Origin of the sequence: Nostoc sp. NMS2 (genome assembly GCF_017115105.1) — a bacterium.
Lineage (GTDB): Bacteria > Cyanobacteriota > Cyanobacteriia > Cyanobacteriales > Nostocaceae > Nostoc.
Genome location: NZ_JABXKH010000124.1, coordinates 1 through 18,534 on the forward strand (window position 1 = coordinate 1; position 18,534 = coordinate 18,534).

Below are 18,534 nucleotides of genomic sequence, written 5' to 3' on the forward strand. Positions count from 1 at the left end.
GTACTAAATATACCCGTTTCTTTGGGGTGTGACAGTTGTGGGTGCGGAATGTGGGTAATATACTTGGGTTTTTTCGCACCAAATTGCTGTAGGAGAGAGATTTAGACAGAGCGGCACAAATTATTATAAAAAATGTTGATTTTAATATTTAGTCAATCGGTACTTGCTTAAGCAAAGCTATCCACATATCAGATGGATCGGAATAATAATCAACTTCTTCTACTTGATATTGATAAGATTCACAACCTTCTCGTAAAATAATGCGATCGCAAGGTTTGATGTCTTTCCCTACTCCAGTCATGTATCCTATCATTCCTTCATTGAGGCGCTCAAATACGTAGTCGCTTCCCCAAACTAGTTGGCTATAATCGTGTATTTTATTTTTTTTCTTTAATTCGTTTGCTGGAAAGCTAACTAGAGCTAACTTGCTTAAAAAACTAAAACTTAAATTCATACCTGTCCCGAGCAAAGACATAAGTGAGTTCTCCCAAAGAAGAAATCTATAACGAAGAGTTCTGGAGTATAGGTGAATATCAATCATTTGTAGTCACCAATCCAGAATCGAACAGGCGGAAAATCTAGTTAGGAATCAACCGCATTGACAGCTAGTAAAGGAATTTATCACCCAATGTCCAATTAAGTGCCTTGCACTCAATAACTAGCAACAGTAAATTACAAGCAGTTCGTGGAGAAGGTACTTAAAAACAATTTTAAAATAAGATCAATAATTTATAATTAATTTTTCTTAATTCTTAATTATTAGTGTTTAATTTTACTCCATGATATCTTTTGACCAACAATCATTTAAATTTACAATATCATCAACCGCAGATTCAACTGTAAAATCACCGAATTATTACACAAGGTTAGTCAGATATGAGATTTTTTTACTGGACTAGATAATCTAAAGTTATAAAGCTTTTATGTCTTGAGAATACGATCTGTGTATATTTTTTAATATAGATAGATTCTAGTCCATGCTTGTAGTTTTTAGAGCTACATCTATCTGCTCCAGTAGTCTTTCTAGGGTGGAAGAGTTCTCTAAAACTACATCTGCACGATCCACTTTTTCTTTGATAGATAATTGACTGTTGATCCTGGCTTGTGCCTGTTCTCTATTTAAATGGTTTCGTTGTATCAATCTTTGTAGTTGTTGCTCTTGAGAACAACACACTACCCAAATTTCTGTAACTAAATCAGTCATTCCGGCTTCAAATAACAGAGGCACTACTAACACCAGTGTTTGTAAGGGAGATTGGGCAATTGCTTTGAGGAAGCGATCGCGCACATCAGGATGAATCAAATTGTCTATCCAGTTGCGTTCATCTTGACGATTGAAGATAATTTCGCCTAGCTTTTGGCGGTTGAGGCTGCCATCTGGTAATAAAATTTGTTCGCCGTAACGCCCGGCGATCGCACCCAGAATAGGCGAATCTAAAGATACTGCCTCTCTCGCATAAATATCTGCATCCAGAATCGGCAGGTTATAAGCGCTAGCTAAATAATTGGTGACAGTGGTTTTGCCTGTGGCAATACCTCCGGTTAAGCCGATTATACGTTTTGTCATTTGTCATTTGTCATTTGTCATTGGGTATTTGATATTAAGAATTGGTTGCCCATGTTATTAGTGCTTGGGTTAAACCATCTAAAGTATATTCTTGGGCTTCTATATCTACACGCCCGAATAAAGCATGACAAGTTTTGGAGGTTTGAGGACCGATAGAGGCAATACAAACGCTGTCTAATAGTTGACTAGCATCAGAGTTGTTAGAAAATATGTTGTTAGTAAGTTGATAGAAAAATTGCACAGTTTTAGAACTGGCAAAAGTAATTACATTTATTTTACGATTTTGCAGAGCTAACTCTGCCGCAGGTGGAATACTACTAGGACAACAAGATTGATATGCAGCAACTTCAATTACTTTTGCTCCCTTGAGAGTTAATTCTTTAACTAAAATTTCTCTGCCGCCGCTTTCAACTCTGGGAAATAAAACTTTTTTACCATTCAGTTCCTCTGGAAAATTTTCTATTAAAGAATCTGCAATAAAGTTGGGGGGAATAAAATCTGGTTTGAGAGAATATTGTTTGAGACTATTAGCTGTTTTCTCGCCAACGACGGCAATTTTTACACCTGCTAAGGCACGGGTATCTTTACCTTGGGCGATTAACCTTTCAAAAAAGTAATCTATGCCATTGCTAGAAGTGAGAATTAACCAGTCGAACTGAGATAAATGAGCGATCGCATCATCCAAAGCTTCCCAACTGGAGGGCGGGCCGATTTCTAAGGTAGGCATTTCGATGACTGTTGCGCCTAATGTGATGAGGCGATCGCTAAATGTACTCGATTGCCCAACTGAACGTGTCACCAGGATTGTTTTACCTGTAAGGGGTTGGGAAGAAGCGTAGAGGTTGTTTAACATTGGAGTTTGGGCTGTAGTCGAATCCTGACAATCTATTTTCTCAGGTTGTAAGTACTTATGTAGCCCAACAACTTCGCCAACAACAATTACCGCCGGAGAAAGTGATAATTCGGTGGTTTGTTCCAAAATATTGCCCAGTTGTGCTGTCCAAATTTGTTGACGAGGAGTTCCTGCCCAACGGATGATTGCAATGGGTGTTAAGTGCGATCGCCCATGTCGCACCAGTTGATGTACAATATCTTGCAGATGTTGCCCTCCCATCAAAATTACCAGTGTCTCTAATCGTGAGAGTGCCTCCCAGTCTAAAACCTCTGGTTCATGAGCTGTAAGTACTGCAAAACAACGACTTAACACCGGATCTGTAAGGGGAATTCCTGCTAGCAACGGTGCTGCAAGGGCAGAAGAAATTCCTGGTATCAGTTCAAAATCACAACCAGATGCTTTCAAAGCTTCAATTTCGGAAGTGCAACGCCCAAAAATCAACGGATCGCCTGATTTGAGGCGTACAACTTGTTTTCCTTGCTGGCAATGCTTTACTAGTAACTCGTTAATCTCAGTTTGGGTTGTACTGGGTTTACCACCACGTTTGCCGACATCCAATTTCAAGCAATCAGGTGATACACACTGCAATAATTGAGCGTCTACCAGGGCATCGTAGACTAAAACCTGAGCAACAGCTAAGAGATTGTAAGCTTTTACCGTCAGGTATGCCACATCTCCGGGCCCAGCACCTACAAGGTAGACTTTGCCTTTTTCTTGAGTCATTTGTTATTTGTCATTTGTCATTTGTCATTTGTCATTGGTTATTACTTCCCAATCTCCATGCCCAATGCCCAATTCCCAATGCCCCATTCCCAATGCCCAATTCCCAATTCCCTTAATTCAATTCGTTCGGATATTTATTTTTTGGATTAGCTGATCGACTTGCTCAACCATTTCCTTGTTTTCTTCAGCTTGAAATAACTCTCTGGCTTTTTTGAGATTAACGATCGCTTCTTCTAGCTGTTGTTCTCTTCCTAAAGTGATTCCCAAATTATAGTAAGTGAATGCATCGTTGGGTACAAGGCTAATGGCTTTTTTGTAATGTGCGATCGCTTCTTGGGGTTTACCTTGATCGTCCATCGCATTTGCTAAACCTGTGTAGGCTTGTGCGTGTTTCGGATCGAGGCGAATCGCTTCGGTATAGTCGGCAATTGCTTCTGTAAGCTTGCCTTGAGCGTAAAAAGCGCTTGCTAAATTATAGTGAGCGTCTGCATAGTCGGGTTCAAGGCTGAGGGCTTGTTTATATTGTGCGATCGCTTCTTCTAGTTTGCCTTGAGCGTAGAGAGTATTTCCCAAGGCATTATAACCTGCTGGATTTTTTGGATCGAGGCGAATGGCTGCGGTATATTCGGCGATCGCTTCTGCTGGCTTTCCTTGAGCGTATAAAGCATTGCCTAAGTAATAGTGAGCGTCTGCATACTTAGGATCAAAGCTAATGGATTTTTTGTATTGGATAATTGCTTGTTCTAGCTCACCTTGATTGTACAGAGCATTTCCCAGACGCGTGTAAGTTGGGGCATAACTGGGTTTGAGGCGAATAGCTGCTGTATATTCGGTGACTGCTTCGGTTAGCTTGCCTTGAGTGTAGAGAGCATTTCCTAAGTTATAGTGAGCGTCTGCATAGTTGGGTTCAAGGCTGAGAGCTTTTTTATATTGGGCGATCGCAGGTTCTAACTGATTGAGCCTTGCTAAAGTCAAACCCAAATTAAAGTAGGCTCCAGAGTCTTGAGGATCGAGGCTGATGGCTTTTTTGTAATGTGCGATCGCTTCTTGGGGTTTGCCTTGATCGTCGAGAGTATTTGCCAAAGCAATATAAGCTTGTACAAAGTTGGGTTCAAGTTCAATTGCTTTCCGAAAAGCCGCCTCTGCTCCTTTGAAATCTCCTTGTTTGTATAGATTGCTGCCTTGCTCAAAGTTAGCCACTGCGTTTTTGTTGCCAGGAAGTGCTGCTCGATTTGAGTCTGGAATTTTTGTTAAAACAACGCCAACTTCTTTACCAAAAGCAGTATTGCCATTGCTCAAACACAAGCAAATAATAGCTGCTACCACTACATTCTTGTTTTTCAGCATTTTTATTACCTTATCTGCTTGGTTTATATGTAATATCAACTTGCCTAGTTTTGGCGTAGTTATAGGAGGAATTATAAGTGATTAGCCTAACTTGATACAAGTGTGAACAACTTTCCCAACGGTTAGGGCTACATCTATTTGAGTGTCAAAGAAAAGATTATCTTTCCTTCAGCATAGCCGCCCTCTGCCTTTCTTTGTAAAAGTGAATGGTTTGCTGAAGCGATCGCCAGACTCTAAATTATCCCTCTTCGCGTGTCCGTCTAACCGCTATCTCCTGGCGAGAGTTCGATATTAGACATCTCCAGAAATTAAATATGCTTTATCCAGAACTCTTGTAGAGACGTAGCGCTGCTACGTCAAAACAATTCTTTTTCGGAGATGTCTATTGCTTTCTAGCTAGTTTACAATTCTTCTGCTTGAGGAAGCGGGAAGATTTCACCAGCCAAGTAAGACTGAAAGTGCTTTTGGAAGTACAACCAGGAAGTCATATCTTCCCCATCTATCAATGCTTTTGGGGCTTGTTTATATAGAGGAATCCGGTTATTAATTTCGTCTTGCAGCAGTGGTGGCAGTTCTGTTAAACCATTGACTTTGCTGCCAACAGCACTGTAGATTAGTTGACCGGAGCGATCGCCCATTTTCATCCAGGGAAGCCATTGACCAATCCGATCCCAACTTAGTTTGAGTTGAGAAACTGAAGAGAGGGCTGGGTTGAACAAATCTGCGGTTGGCACTGTTAATTTAAATAATTCTGCTGCCTGATAAATTGGATTTGGGCTGTATTCGGCAAATTTGCGATCGTCTGCTAGGGGATTGGGGTAATAAGGAAATATATCAAAAACGAAGGTTGTGCTATCACCATCTACTTGTGCGGGGAAATTTCCCTCAAAATTCCCCTGTACTGGATTATTGGCAACGTGAATCACCGGAACTGTCTCGCCTGTCCAAGGATTCTCCCATTTATGTAAGATTTCATCTGTTTTTGGGTTGAGGTAGTAAGTTAATTCCCTAGAAGTAAAATCCCAGCTACCCTCTGCTGTGGGAATACATCTGCTAATACTCAATCCCAAGATTTTAAATAGGAGTTGTCTTTTCTCGCCGGGGATAAAGGCATAAATCTTACCTTTCCAAATCAGGAAAGTGGATTCGCTAGGGTCGAGGGAAGAACGAGTTTTAACCCAGTGCTGCGCTTCAAGTTCTTGGATTTGAGCAACCATCTAAAGCATCCTTAGTGTTTGGATAACAAAAGGATAAGCTAACCAGCATTCAAGTTGCATCTTTGTCATTTGTGATTTGTCAAAAACTAATGCCCTATAGCGATCGGGGGTAGTACGCAAGCAGCAATTTTGGCAATTAGTTCTTCAGAGATGACACCTGGTAAATAATTCGTAATTCGTAATTCGTAATTCGTAATAGAGCCTCCGGCACGCTCCGCGTTAAGCGTTCGCGTAGCGTCTCGAAGAGAAGCTATGCCGCAGGCTTTACGTAATTAAGTTTTGTGACGGAGATTTAGCACAAAGTGCGGTCTTGGGGTCTCCCCCGCCGCAGGATGCGCGAAGCGCTGTAGTGGAGCGACTGGCGTGGGCTAGGGGGGATCTAATTCTATGCAGCTTCATAAAAAATTGGTATAACCCAAGCGTATTGGACTATATGTGAAGAAATCTTACAAAAATGGATATTCTGCATAACAACAATAAGTAAGCCTGATTCATGGTTAGCAGTTTAAAACTTATAGATTTTGCCGTTTGCAGACAGACCCGAATAAACACTATTAAATATTTTATGTGAAAATTTAAAACCCAGATTTTAGAGTTTAAATTACTTGTTATTGTTCTTACCTTAAACTGGCAAAAAAATTATGAAACCATACCTTCCTCAGAATGATCCTGACCCTACGAAACGTCAAATATTGCTAGAGCGCAACTTAGGAGAGTATGAATTTGATTACGACTTTTTAGCGCCTATGGCAATGCTAAAAAATGTCCCTTATAGAGAGAACTTTTCTACTAAGTATATTGCTGAACGGACCTTAGAGACAGCAGAACTTCCGATAAATATGTTGGCCGTTAAAACCCGTTCTTTCTGGGACCCTTTAGATGAATTGCAAGACTATGAAGACTATTTTCCAGTTTTGCCTAAACCTAATGTCATCAAAACATACCAAACTGATGATTCTTTTTGTGAACAACGGCTTTGTGGGGCAAATCCTTTTGTTTTACGCCGAATTGAGAAGATGCCAGATGGCTTCGCCTTTACTATTTTAGAACTGCAAGAAGAATTTGGTGACTCTATCAACTTAGTAGAAAAACTTGCGAATGGAAATTTATATGTAGCTGATTACAGAGCGCTTGCGTTTGTTAGAGGAGGTACTTATGAAAGAGGTAAGAAGTATTTACCAACCCCTATAGCTTTCTTTTGTTGGCGCAGTTCTGGTTTTAGCGATCGCGGTCAACTAGTACCGATTGCTATCCAAATCAACCCCGCAAGTGGCAAGCAGAGCCAGCTAATCACACCTTTTGACGACCCTTTAATCTGGTTTCATGCCAAGCTTTGTGTTCAAATTGCTGATGCTAACCATCATGAAATGAGTAGCCATCTGTGTCGAACTCACTTTGTTATGGAACCCTTTGCTATTGTCACAGCCCGTCAATTAGCCGAAAACCATCCCCTCAACTTACTGCTAAAACCCCACTTCCGTTTCATGTTAGCTAATAATGAATTAGGTCGTAAACGCTTAGTTAATCGAGGTGGCCCTGTTGACGAATTGCTAGCCGGAACTCTGCAAGAGTCATTGCAAATTGTAGTCAACGCATATACAGAATGGAGCTTAGATCAGTTTTCCTTACCTACTGAACTAAAAAATCGGGGTATGGATGATCCAGACAACTTACCTCACTATCCCTATCGAGACGATGGCTTGCTATTGTGGAATGCCATTAAAAAGTTTGTGTCTGAATACTTGCAGCTATACTACAAAACTCCCCAAGACTTAGCAGGAGACTTGGAATTACAAAGTTGGGCACAGGAATTAGTTTCCCAATCAGGCGGGCGAGTCAAGGGTGTTAGCGATGCCTACGGCGGTAAACTACGCATCGACACATTAGACCAATTAGTTGACATTGCCACTGCGGTTATCTTCACCTGTGGGCCGCAACACGCTGCTGTTAACTACCCGCAATATGAATATATGACTTTTATGCCAAATATGCCCCTTGCTGCTTATAAACAAATGACAGCAGAAGGCACTATTCCTGACCGTAAAAGTCTATTATCATTTCTGCCACCGTCGAAGCAAGCTGCTGACCAATTATCTATTTTATTTATCCTGTCAGCCTACCATTATGACAGATTAGGGTACTATGATGATAATTTTGTAGACCCAGAGGCTCAGGATATTTTAGTTAAATTCCAGCAGGAGTTGAACGAAGCAGAGCGGAAAATTGAGTTGAACAATAAGAGTCGTTTAATAAATTACAACTATTTGAAACCAAGGCTTGTTACTAATAGTATTAGCGTGTAACTTAATATCATTGCAGTTGATTAGACATCTCTAAAAAGTGTGATAACTTTTGGAGATGTTTTTGTTTAGCAATATAGCGTTTCCTAATCATACAAGGTGAATTATAGTCCCCTCTCGAAGAGCGGGGAGGGGGTTGGGGGTGGGGTTTTTGTACCTCACTCAAGCGATAACCGCTATAAGCTCGCGGTTTTAGTACCAATAGGGTGATGACAAAGATAAATTGTCTACGACAAATTAGTGGTCTGTCCCATAAGTTTTGCAAGGTTTGTATTGAGCGATTTATCGCTCAGTTTTAAGCACTGAAGTGCTGACTACAAACTTTTACAACCCTTCAAATTTAATGGGACAGACCACTAGTTTTGAACGCTAGCTGAGAGAGTAAGTTTTTACTTTCATCTTACCGCCGACTGCGAAAACCCTGTCTTCCATTAACTTGGTCAAAGAGGACATCGTATTTATCAAAAAAGGCGATGCCAGTATTTACAAATGTAGGAAGTTCTGATTGTGGCGAAATACTCAAATTCCAACGATTAAATCCGTCGCGGGTTCCTGGTGTCAGGCTGTAATCAAAAATGCCATTAATCGCTACTTTCACAGCATTTGCTGAACGTAATACGCCTGGTTTTAGTTTACCTGCTGTAGAAGCTGACTTGAATTCAGTCAAACCATTAATAGTTCCAGTATCAGTAATCATTTTGCTGTTACAAAGATTTTTAGCAGAACTCCCAGCAATAGTTAAACAAACTTTGCTCAATTGAGAGTCCCATCTGTTACCAGGTACACCATTAATTTCGCTTTGTTTGTTCCAAGGAGCCATTTTGAAACCTGCTTGATTACCAGCAGTTAAGCCGAGAGTTAGGCTGCCATTATTGTTATTACCACCATTTCCCGTAATAATAAATCCGTTACTCAAATTGCCTGGTAATTTTCTCAACGGATTATAGGGAAGTGACTTTTCAAAATAGTTGACACCGATAATACCGGAAAATGGCACACCATTCTTTGCTGAACAATTAGGCTTTTGGGCAGTACATTGGCGACTGGTAACAATCTGTACTGGAACGGGTTCTGCGGCGGGAAGTAAACCAAATCGGATGTTAGCATAAACTAATTCTCCCTCAAGGATAGTCCCATCACTTAATACCTCCTTGATATTTTGTCCGGTTCTGCGGATAGGAGCATTACCTAAAAACTCTTTAGGAACTCTCAGTCCTGCTGACCCTGTATCTAATAAGATACGTTTTGGTTGACCACCTGCGATCGCCATTGACAAAAAATAGCCGCGAACACGTTGACCAAGGGAAGGTTTTGTGTATAAAGGTAAGGATATGGTATCAAAACTTGGCTGGCGGGGTGTATTTTGCGAGATGTCGCGCAACGCTGGGTTTTGGAAAAGAGCCGCAAATACTGACTGGCGTTGCTCTGCTGGTTCAGGCGCGATATCCCAAAGGCTCTCGTAGTAGAAAAAGCCGATACCTAAACCGCGTTGTTGCGCTGCTTGCACCTGGGGTTGGATTTGTGATATGGAAACTGGGCGATTTCGTAACCCCGCTAAAATACCGATACCAGTTGGGATGATTTTTTGGGTTTCTAAAATTTCTGGGCGGGTAATTTGACTGATAAAACTTGCCAAATCATTACGGTACACCTGCATAACTAACTCATCGACAATACCCAACCGTACCCAGTTGAGCCAATCTTGCAGTTGCACCTTATAGGCGTATTCAGAATCAACAGGAGAAACTGAGAAGATAGCGTTCGGTTTTCGAGCTTTCACGGTTTGGTAAAGGTCTACCATGAATGCAGTGATTTTATCTGCCCGCCATTTTTTCCATGCTTGGGCTTGGGGATTAGGTGGGGGAGGATTCCCAGTTTCTTGAGTATATAGACTAATTGTGTATTTATCGTAACCAAAATCCACAGGTAAACTCGTGTGGTCGTCAAATTGAACCCCATCAGCATCGTATTTAGTAATGACTTCCATCACGAGTTCGGTGATAAACTTTTGCACTTCAGGGTGAAAGGGATTCAACCACGCTACTTCACCCGCAGCACTAACTGAAGTTTGAGTCCCATCCCGCTTTTGTGTCAGCCAATCTGGATGCTGGGATGCAAGTTCTGAAGTTAGAGGAACCATGAAACCAAATTCAAACCAAGGTATTGCTAGTAGCCCTTCTCTGCGGGCTTGACTGATAATGTCTGCAATTACATCTTGTCCATCTATTCCCTTGAAGAAGAAGGGAATACCCATTTTTTGCATGATGGCACTGGGGTAATGTGTATAGCCATCGTTCCACACTACTGGATAAACGGTGTTAAAGTTTAACTGCCTTAGTTGGCTCATGGCTGCTTGCACCTTAGAGCGATTTCGGAAAACGCTAAAATCGTTACCACTGAGCCACACCCCCCGAATTTCTTGACGAGGTTGAGCAGGTAGTTGGGCAATAGCAGGGGCAAAGCTGTTGAGTAGCAATACCGCAACGAATGATATCAAAAATAATAATGGCAGCAGACGCTTCTTCAACAAGAGGCAGGGAGCAGGGGGAAAAGGAGCAGGGGGAAATGACCCCAGCGAAGAGCCGACAAGCGTTGCGGAACATGGGTCTAATTCCCTCACTTCTACTAAGTGGTTCTCGTACCCTACGGGAAAGTGGCGCAACAGTTGGGGTCGAATCCTCATCTGAACTATCCCCCCAGTTCCTTGCTCCCTACCCCCCTGCCTCTTCCTTAAAAGCCACCAACTTTGATGAATGAAAGGCGATGTCTGGCGACTAGCCGCAAGTCCATCAGACGCTTTACGTAACTTGCTGCGGCATAAAAGTAAGCGTCTACGCACGGGGTTAAATAGTAAGTTGGTTAGAGTCGCATTAATTTCTATGCTTTTTTTCCAAAACTGAGTTGTCATTATTTCTGGCTGGTTACTAATTGCTTAAATTTCATTCCATATAAACGTTAAATTGCTACACCAGGAAAACTGATACAGTAATTTAGCTGCAAGACGCTTGACGCAGTTATCGAGTTAGTAGTGCCAAATAGAATGGTTGTGCCGAAAGTTCAAACCTGATTTTTGAGGATAAAGCTTTTCTAACTCCTCCCTCGGATGTTCAGGGTGATAAGCTAATGAGCATTCAAGTTGCATAACCAGGGCGCTCATGTTGCCCACCCCACAAGATATTGAGAAAATTTTAATATGCAAATTAGATGTGTTTTAGCTTAACTATGGTCTTTTAACTTGGGAATACCAAAGGCCGAGATGCGAACTCGGAATGTTGCATAAGAGTCTATAACTTGTGTGTACAGAATTATCTGCTTGCAAGAAAAAGTAACGTGGATATATTTTTTATACACAGTCATACTACTTTGAAAAAGTTTGCTACAAGTAGTGTTATTTATGATTGTCATAATTAAAACAATTGACTCTCAACTATCAATGGTGAACTCTACGCTCGTTGTCACACTCTATATCAACCCTATGACAGGGAATGATACCAATACTGGTTCACGGTTGAGTCCGTTTAAAAGCCTCACCCGCGCCTTAAAAATAACCAAAATCCCGACGATAATTCATCTGGAGTCGGGAACTTACAGCACTGCTAGTGGTGAGGTGTTCCCACTGATTATCCCTGAAGAGACAACACTGCTGGGCAACGAAGCGAACAAAGGTGCAGGGATTGTAATTTTAGGGAGTGGCGAGTATGAAAGTCCCAGCTTTGGGATACAAAATATTACGCTGCTCTTGTTAGATAATGCCAGTCTTTTAGGTGTAACTGTCACCAATCCCTCAGCCAAAGGTACTGGTATCTGGATTGAATCGGCTGCACCTACTTTAGCTAATAATACTTTGAGGGACTGTGGGCGGGAAGGTGTGTTTACCACTGGCACTGCCAAACCCGAAATTTTAGATAACATATTTGTGCAAAATACTGCTAGCGGGTTGGTGATAGCAGGTCATAGCCAGGGAGAAGTACTGCGGAATTTATTTGAAAGAAACCCTTTAGGTATAGTAATTAGTGACTTTGCTACTCCGACGATCGCAAATAATAAGTTATCAGAAAATCGTACCGCGATCGCACTTTCTCGCAATGCCCAACCCGTGCTGCGTCAAAATCTCATTACTAAAAATACCCAAGGTGGTCTATTAGTCAATGGCAATGCAATTCCTGACTTAGGCAATACCCAAGATTCTGCTGATAATATTTTTAGTGATAATAGTGAATTTGATTTGTATAATGCTACTAAAGAAAAGCTAATTTCCGTAGGTAATCATTTGAATCCTTCTCTAGTCAAGGGCTTGGCAGAATTGATCCCAGCCAATCCAGTAGCGGTTAGCACTAGTTTATCTGAGGCTCCGGCACAATCCCCATCTCAAAAACTCCCCGCGCCTGTTCAACTAGATGCACATTGGGCAGAACCATTTATCCAGGCATTAGTCAGCATGGATTTAACTCATCGTTTTGCCGATGGTAGCTACCAGCCAGATCAACCTATGACTCGCGCCCAGTATGCCTCTCTGGTAGCGATCGCTTTTAACCCATTTCCCAAAATCTCAGCACCTGATTTTACCGATGTCCCCAAGGATTTTTGGGCTTATAGCGCTGTCCAAGTGGCGGCTAGCGGTGGCTTTGTGGGCGGATTTAGCGATCGCACTTTTCGCCCAGATCAACATGTCCAACGCCTACAGGTGATTGTCTCTTTAGTAAACGGACTGGGATTAGCAGCTATTGATAGCGATATTTTAGAAGTATATAGCGATCGTCATACCATTCCCGACTACGCCCGAAAAGCCGTAGCCACTGCTACACAACACAAAATCATCGTTAATTACCCAGATCCCCAACTACTTGCACCTTTACGTTTGGCAACACGCGCCGAAGTTGCAGCAATGGTTTATCAAGCATTAGTTGCCATTGGGCGAACATCTGCGATTAAATCATTCTATGTAGGGTTGCATTCCAGAAGTTGACAAGTAGAATAGGAAACACTGCTTATCGGCTTTGTACTCTTGGAAAAAAAACCATGTAGTTAAAAGCACGCTAGGCTAATATGCGATGGGTGAAGAATCTTAAGACCTATTGCCGAAAGCTAATAGCCCCATGTTAACAACACTCCCAGATACTTCTGCCAACTTGGCGATCGCTTTATTAATTAATTATAGTTTTGATCTCAGTGGGTATAGTGCCAATGAGCTAGTAGAACGTTGGCAAACGCAATACCCACTGAATTGGCTACACCTAGCAGTGATTGAGGCACTATATCAAGGACGTTATAAAGCAGTTTCGGTGCAGCAAATTTTAGTATTTTGGCAGCGCCGGGATCAAGCTACATATCATTTCAATATGGAATTTGAACGCATGATTTGTAGCAAATTTCCTCAAAGTTTAACCTCATCACCTGCTCCAAGCCTACCGTTAGCCAAGAAAAACCCCATTGTAGAGAAAGTCACGAGTCCTCAATTACCACCTGCGAAGATTCATAATGGCTATCAACACGGCAATACTGCAACTCTACAACTAAAAAGTTACGAACAAAAGACATCTTTAGATGAAGAAGAAGCCAAGGAGGAAGCTAGGGATCATAAAACTGTTCTCAAGTCTCCCCTTTCCGGGAAATTTGCTTCTTCGGCAACCCTTCAGCTATCGTCTGCTGTTAGCCAAAGGCAAACCTTACAAGAAAGTCCACCGCCTTCTCCATCACCAAGCCATCCTCAACGACAGCCAAAACTGCTGCCACCTGCTGCTATTCATGCCCCTATTGGGCGATTTACCCCAGAAAAAAGCGATCGCTCTGAGTCTTTTACATCTAAACTCAAAGCGATGTCTAGCGAACGAAATCCAAGTGTGGGGAGTGGGGAGTAGGGAGTGGGGGAAGAGGAGCAGGGAGCAGGGGGGCAGGGGAGCAGGGAGCAGGGGGGCAGGGGAGCAGGGGAGCAGGGAGCAGGGGGCAGGGAGCAGGGAGCAGGTGAGCAGGGAGCAGGGAGAGAATAACTAATGACTAATGACTAATGACAAATGACAAATAACTTTTTATTCTGCAACTAACTGCTTAAAGCCCTCATCATCAGCAATATCATCAAAATCTAGGTCAGTTGCTGCGTCTTCTTTATACCTGGGATCAAGTTCAATTGCTTGTTTCAGAGTTACCAGAGATAGTTCAACTTGTCTTTGCAGTGCGTAACAGGCTGCTTTGTTGTAATAGGCACTGGCATAATCTGGCTTAATTTCTAAAGTTTTGTTAAAACTAGCGATCGCTTCATCATCGCGTCCCAATCTTACCAAGGTATAACCGCGTTTATCCCAGATTTTGGGAGAATTGGGTTGGAATTCCAGGGCTTTATCAAAAGACGCTATTGCCTCTTCATATTGTTCTAATGCTACTAGAGAAAGACCGCAATTCAACCAAGCAACGGCATCATCAGGCTTGATTTGTGTAGCTTTCTCAAATGAAGCAAAGGCTTGCTGATGCTGTTGTAATTTCCCAAAAGCAACGCCGCGATCGCACCAAGCTTGATGGTAATCTGGTTGAATCTGAATAGCTCGCTCGTAGGATGCGATCGCATCTTTGTAGCGTTTCAACCTTCCGAGAGTTAGACCTCGTTTTAACCAAGCCACAGGTTCATCAGGTTGAATTTTAACCGCTTGGTTGTAAGCTGCGATCGCATCTTCATAGCGCTTTTGAGAAAACAGCCCATCTCCCTCTTTTACATACTCATCAGCAGTCAATTCTGGTTGTTGTGGCTGTTCCTCTATTTCTTCCTCAACTCCATGATTCACCGCCTCTAAGATAGATTCAGGTGTAATTTCAGTTAGTTCTTGAAGAATGAGATCCTTTCTTTCTTCGGCATCCAATTGTAACTCAGATAGTTCAGAAACAAACTCAGTTTCTAATCTTTCTAACTTCTCCAAAATGAGAATCTTTTGTTGTTGAGCATTCCATTGTAATTCTGAAAATTGCGAACTAAATTCAGAACCAGATTTTTCTAAATTTTCAATAATTAACTCTTTGCGCTTTTGAGCATCTAATTGTAATTCAGATAGTTGTTCAGCAAACTCTGACTGTAATGCTGCTAAACTCTCAACAATTTTATTTTTTTGTTCCTGAGCATCCGCCTGTAATTCAGATAATTGAAATTTCAATTCATTATCTAATTTTCCTAAACTCTCAAATGCAATCTCTTTTTTGTCGTGAGCGTTTATCTGTAATTCTGATAATTTATCAGCAAACTCTGACTGCAATTGAGTCAAACTTTCAAAAACTATATCCTTTTGCTTTTGAGCATCAGACTGCCATCCAGAAAGTTGAGATGTGAATTCAGACTTTGATACTTCTAAATCAGCAACGGCTAGCTCTTGCTGTTGTTTTACACCTAAATTTAACTTAGACAATTCCTGTGACAGAACAGATACTAAATTTCCTAGATTTTCCAGCGCTATATCTCTTTGTTGTTGAGCATCAAGCTCTAACTTAGATAAACCAGAAGCAAAATTTGACTCTAAAATTTCTATATTTTCTTGAGAATTTTTGAGTTGACTTTCTAATCTACTTAATACCTGTACTTTAGCTAAATCTAGTTCCGATGTCAGGGTAGATAAATTTTCTTGTTCGTTTTTAATTTTTTGTTGTAAACTAACCGTTTCCTGTTCTAATTCATAATTTATTTTTTTAGCTTCTTGAATAACATTTTCAGCCTCTTGCTTAACGCTAGTTAGCTGATTCTGTAATTTTTCCATTCCCTGTAATTGTTGCATTGCTCTCTCAACAATTTCACGGATTACCAACCGTCTGAGGAGCCAAAATAAAGCAATGATTGCAACTGGAAATAGACTTAATATAACTAGCCAGACATTGAGTAAAATAGTTGTACGGCTAAAAGCGCTATTAAAATCAGATTGGACTTGCTGTTGAATTCGCTTTTCTGCTCTTAGTCGCGCTAATTCTTCCCGTTCCTGATTCGACAACACCGAAGTCTGGGTTAGTACTGGGGAAGGTGATGGTGCAGATTGCCCACTGGCAATTCCAACGGATAATAGTAAGGGTAAAAAGACAATAGTACTTTTTACAATTAAAGCGAAAACAGCTTGATTTTTGCTCTTCATAACAACCATTTCAGTCTCTTGGTCAGTTTTTGAAGCGGCGTGCCTCTTTCCAATCTATAACAGAATTAAGTAGTGAAATGTTGTAGAGATACTGGGAAATTTTGAATAATCTTTAACTAATCTATTCCCTCATCTCTTCGTATACGTAAAACTTTAGTGCTGGGGTGCAGTCAAGTTTTTAACATTATTTTTTGTGAATTACTATTATAACATTAATTCGTAGCGAATTCTCTGCGCCCCTTTGCGTTTAAATTTCAACCCTTCAACCCTCAATTCGCCACGATTTTACGCAAAGCTGTACTAAGGTTAAACTATTGCCAAAGACGGCGAAAACCAAGCAGCACAAATAAGAATTTATTAACCTGTGGAACACAGATTGCAGAAGCATCGACGTTTTCTTAGCAATGCAGCGAAATACGTCTGGACTTTGTTGCTACAGATGCTAGGGCGTTGAAACTAGAATTTGCACCTGTAGGTGAAGTGTCAGGTGTGCGTACTTGGCACTAACATTAGATTATCTAAGGTAAACAGATTACTTGTTCTAAAAATTACTTAACAAAGGCGGTAGAAAATGGGTAGGCTAAATCCTTATACACTGCAATTGCAGATTACCCGAATGTTTGAGCAAGGGCAATCATTTTTTGCCACAACCAAAGTACAAGAATGGTTGAAAGAACGCAAACATAATCCAGAAGATTATGACATTATTTTCCATAAAAAACCAGCGCCTCCAGGTTCAAAAGAAGTGATGGTAGTGGAAATTGAATTACGCCGCAAAGATGGAGAACCTGTAGATCCTTGGTTGCAGGAACAAGCAAATCTTCATGCCTAATTTTGTCAACTAGCAATTTTCAACTTTAAATCATATTATCTTAACAGAATTTACTAAAAAAAGCGTTCCCAATTGCGGAATGCTTTTTGCTATTTTTGTATTCATAAATCAATACAGTTCAGTTAAGCATTTATTTATTTATTTTCTTCCTTCGCGCCCTTTGCGTCCTTTGCGGTTCGTTAAAAAAAATTCACTTTGACAAAGAGTAAAGCCTTAAGTGAACCGTATTGATTCATAAATTATTTATAAAAAGAAATTAACCGCAGAGGCGCAGAGAACGCAGAGAGAGGAATCGGAGATTTTGATGACTTATTCATTTAGGATTACTATATATAGGCAAATTCTACTTCTGCTTCTTTACTTTTGTTCTTTCTTTGGAATATTGCTGCAAGTCACTATATGTGTATATTAATCAAAATCACCCAATCAGGTGAATCAAATGGGTGAGGTATAAGAAACACAAATTATCGTACATTAAGACTATAAATGGTTGCTTGGCAGACTAATTTATAGCCTCAAAATTTAGGAAGTGGATGATGACTGTAAACCAAATTATTGGAGATTCACAAAATTACATTTTTGCTAATTTTGGTAAACGTTTCTTTGCCTGGATGATGGCTCAAAGTAGCAGCACGTATGATAAAGTCGTAGGCGAACGCAAACGTTCTCTTTTTGCTAATCTCCAAGGTACAGTGTTAGAAATCGGCCCAGGAACAGGCCCTAACCTACCCTACTATCCTAAAGATATCCACTGGATAGGAATCGAGCCAAACTCACACATGCATTTCTATCTCCAAAAACAAGCAGAAAAACTAGGCTTAAACATAGACCTCCGAATTGGTAGCGCTGAATGGTTAGACGCTGAAGATAACAGCATAGATACTGTTGTTAGTACTTTAGTTTTGTGTTCAGTGCCGAATATAGATTATACATTACAGGCAATTTTAAGAGTACTCAAACCAGGTGGACGCTTCTTATTTATTGAACACGTCGCAGCACCTAAAGGAAGTTTATTACGACAGCTACAAAGCAGAATTAGCCCGATTTGGAAAGTGATAGGTGATGGTTGCCATCCAGATAGAGAAACTTTGATTGCTTTAGAAAATGCTGGTTTTGCTAGTGTGAATTATGAGCGATTTGATGCAAAATTGCCGATTGTTAGTCCTCATATTATCGGTGTAGCGACAAAGTAAAATAACTTTTTTGAGGTTACTGAATAAAAGCATGAATATCTCAACCATAGAAGCGAGTGCGTCGAGATAATTCATATTTTCACTCAGCAATACCTCTTTTTTGGATAATCGCTTATCTTCGTGAAAAGTTAGATCCCCGACTTCTTTGAGAAGTCGGGGATCTGCACACCGAGAATTTTCAAAAATTAGATAGGATTGCTATATATTATAGCTTTTTTGATTCGCGGATTGTATCAGTTTGAATCTACCTTTTTTGGCTGGAAACTCGCTCTAGGACTACTTGTGTGTACACCGTAGGTGAACGGGGAGGGGGAGGGGAGATTTTGTCGTTAGACAAAAGCGGGGTGGGGTTCCGAAGACTTAA

The 18,534-nt window shown here is 40.9% G+C and carries 12 protein-coding genes; 5 read left to right on the top strand and 7 right to left on the bottom strand.

Annotation, left to right across the window (positions count from 1 at the left end; translation table 11 throughout):
- Positions 1-148 precede the first annotated feature (148 nt).
- From HWQ36_RS21735 to HWQ36_RS21755, 5 genes are all read right to left on the bottom strand, one after another.
- Positions 149-475, bottom strand: a complete 327-nt coding sequence (locus HWQ36_RS21735; RefSeq protein ID WP_292706378.1) for a hypothetical protein — start codon at positions 473-475, stop codon at positions 149-151.
- A 495-nt stretch (positions 476-970) separates the two neighbouring features.
- Positions 971-1,567, bottom strand: a complete 597-nt coding sequence (gene coaE, locus HWQ36_RS21740) for a dephospho-CoA kinase (protein WP_292706380.1) — start codon at positions 1,565-1,567, stop codon at positions 971-973.
- A 34-nt stretch (positions 1,568-1,601) separates the two neighbouring features.
- Positions 1,602-3,185 carry a uroporphyrinogen-III C-methyltransferase gene (gene cobA, locus HWQ36_RS21745; protein ID WP_292706382.1) on the bottom strand — a complete coding sequence of 528 codons (1,584 nt, stop codon included), beginning with the start codon at positions 3,183-3,185 and terminating at the stop codon, positions 1,602-1,604.
- A gap of 117 nt (positions 3,186-3,302) precedes the next feature.
- Positions 3,303-4,532 carry a tetratricopeptide repeat protein gene (locus tag HWQ36_RS21750; RefSeq protein WP_292706384.1) on the bottom strand — a complete coding sequence of 410 codons (1,230 nt, stop codon included), beginning with the start codon at positions 4,530-4,532 and terminating at the stop codon, positions 3,303-3,305.
- A gap of 401 nt (positions 4,533-4,933) precedes the next feature.
- Entirely contained in the window at positions 4,934-5,749 is an 816-nt protein-coding gene (locus HWQ36_RS21755; protein WP_292706386.1) for a DUF1838 domain-containing protein, read from the bottom strand.
- Positions 5,750-6,390: 641 nt separating this feature from the next.
- On the opposite strand from HWQ36_RS21755, the gene HWQ36_RS21760 reads away from it, so the two are divergent.
- Positions 6,391-8,052, top strand: a complete 1,662-nt coding sequence (locus HWQ36_RS21760) for a lipoxygenase family protein (RefSeq protein ID WP_292706388.1) — start codon at positions 6,391-6,393, stop codon at positions 8,050-8,052.
- Positions 8,053-8,449: 397 nt separating this feature from the next.
- Here HWQ36_RS21760 and HWQ36_RS21765 read toward each other — a convergent pair whose 3' ends face one another.
- The gene (locus HWQ36_RS21765) at positions 8,450-10,957 is read right to left on the bottom strand and encodes a glycoside hydrolase family 10 protein (RefSeq protein WP_292706389.1); all 2,508 of its coding nucleotides are present in this window, start codon (positions 10,955-10,957) and stop codon (positions 8,450-8,452) included.
- 525 nt (positions 10,958-11,482) lie between these two features.
- Between HWQ36_RS21765 and HWQ36_RS21770 the strand changes: the two genes are divergently transcribed.
- A complete protein-coding gene (locus HWQ36_RS21770; protein WP_292706399.1) occupies positions 11,483-13,015 on the top strand; it encodes a DUF1565 domain-containing protein in 1,533 nt (510 codons plus the stop codon).
- Positions 13,016-13,145: 130 nt separating this feature from the next.
- Positions 13,146-13,907, top strand: a complete 762-nt coding sequence (locus tag HWQ36_RS21775; RefSeq protein ID WP_292706391.1) for a hypothetical protein — start codon at positions 13,146-13,148, stop codon at positions 13,905-13,907.
- Between the two features lie 168 nt (positions 13,908-14,075).
- On the opposite strand, the gene HWQ36_RS21780 is transcribed toward HWQ36_RS21775, so the two are convergent.
- Complete coding sequence (locus HWQ36_RS21780) at positions 14,076-16,145, bottom strand: tetratricopeptide repeat protein (RefSeq protein ID WP_292706393.1); 2,070 nt, start codon at positions 16,143-16,145, stop codon at positions 14,076-14,078.
- Positions 16,146-16,716: 571 nt separating this feature from the next.
- Here HWQ36_RS21780 and HWQ36_RS21785 point away from each other — a divergent pair.
- Positions 16,717-16,977, top strand: coding sequence for a hypothetical protein (locus HWQ36_RS21785; protein WP_292706395.1), 261 nt, complete (start codon positions 16,717-16,719; stop codon positions 16,975-16,977).
- Positions 16,978-17,510: 533 nt separating this feature from the next.
- Entirely contained in the window at positions 17,511-18,170 is a 660-nt protein-coding gene (locus HWQ36_RS21790) for a class I SAM-dependent methyltransferase (protein WP_292706397.1), read from the top strand.
- The last annotated feature ends 364 nt before the right edge of the window (positions 18,171-18,534 follow it).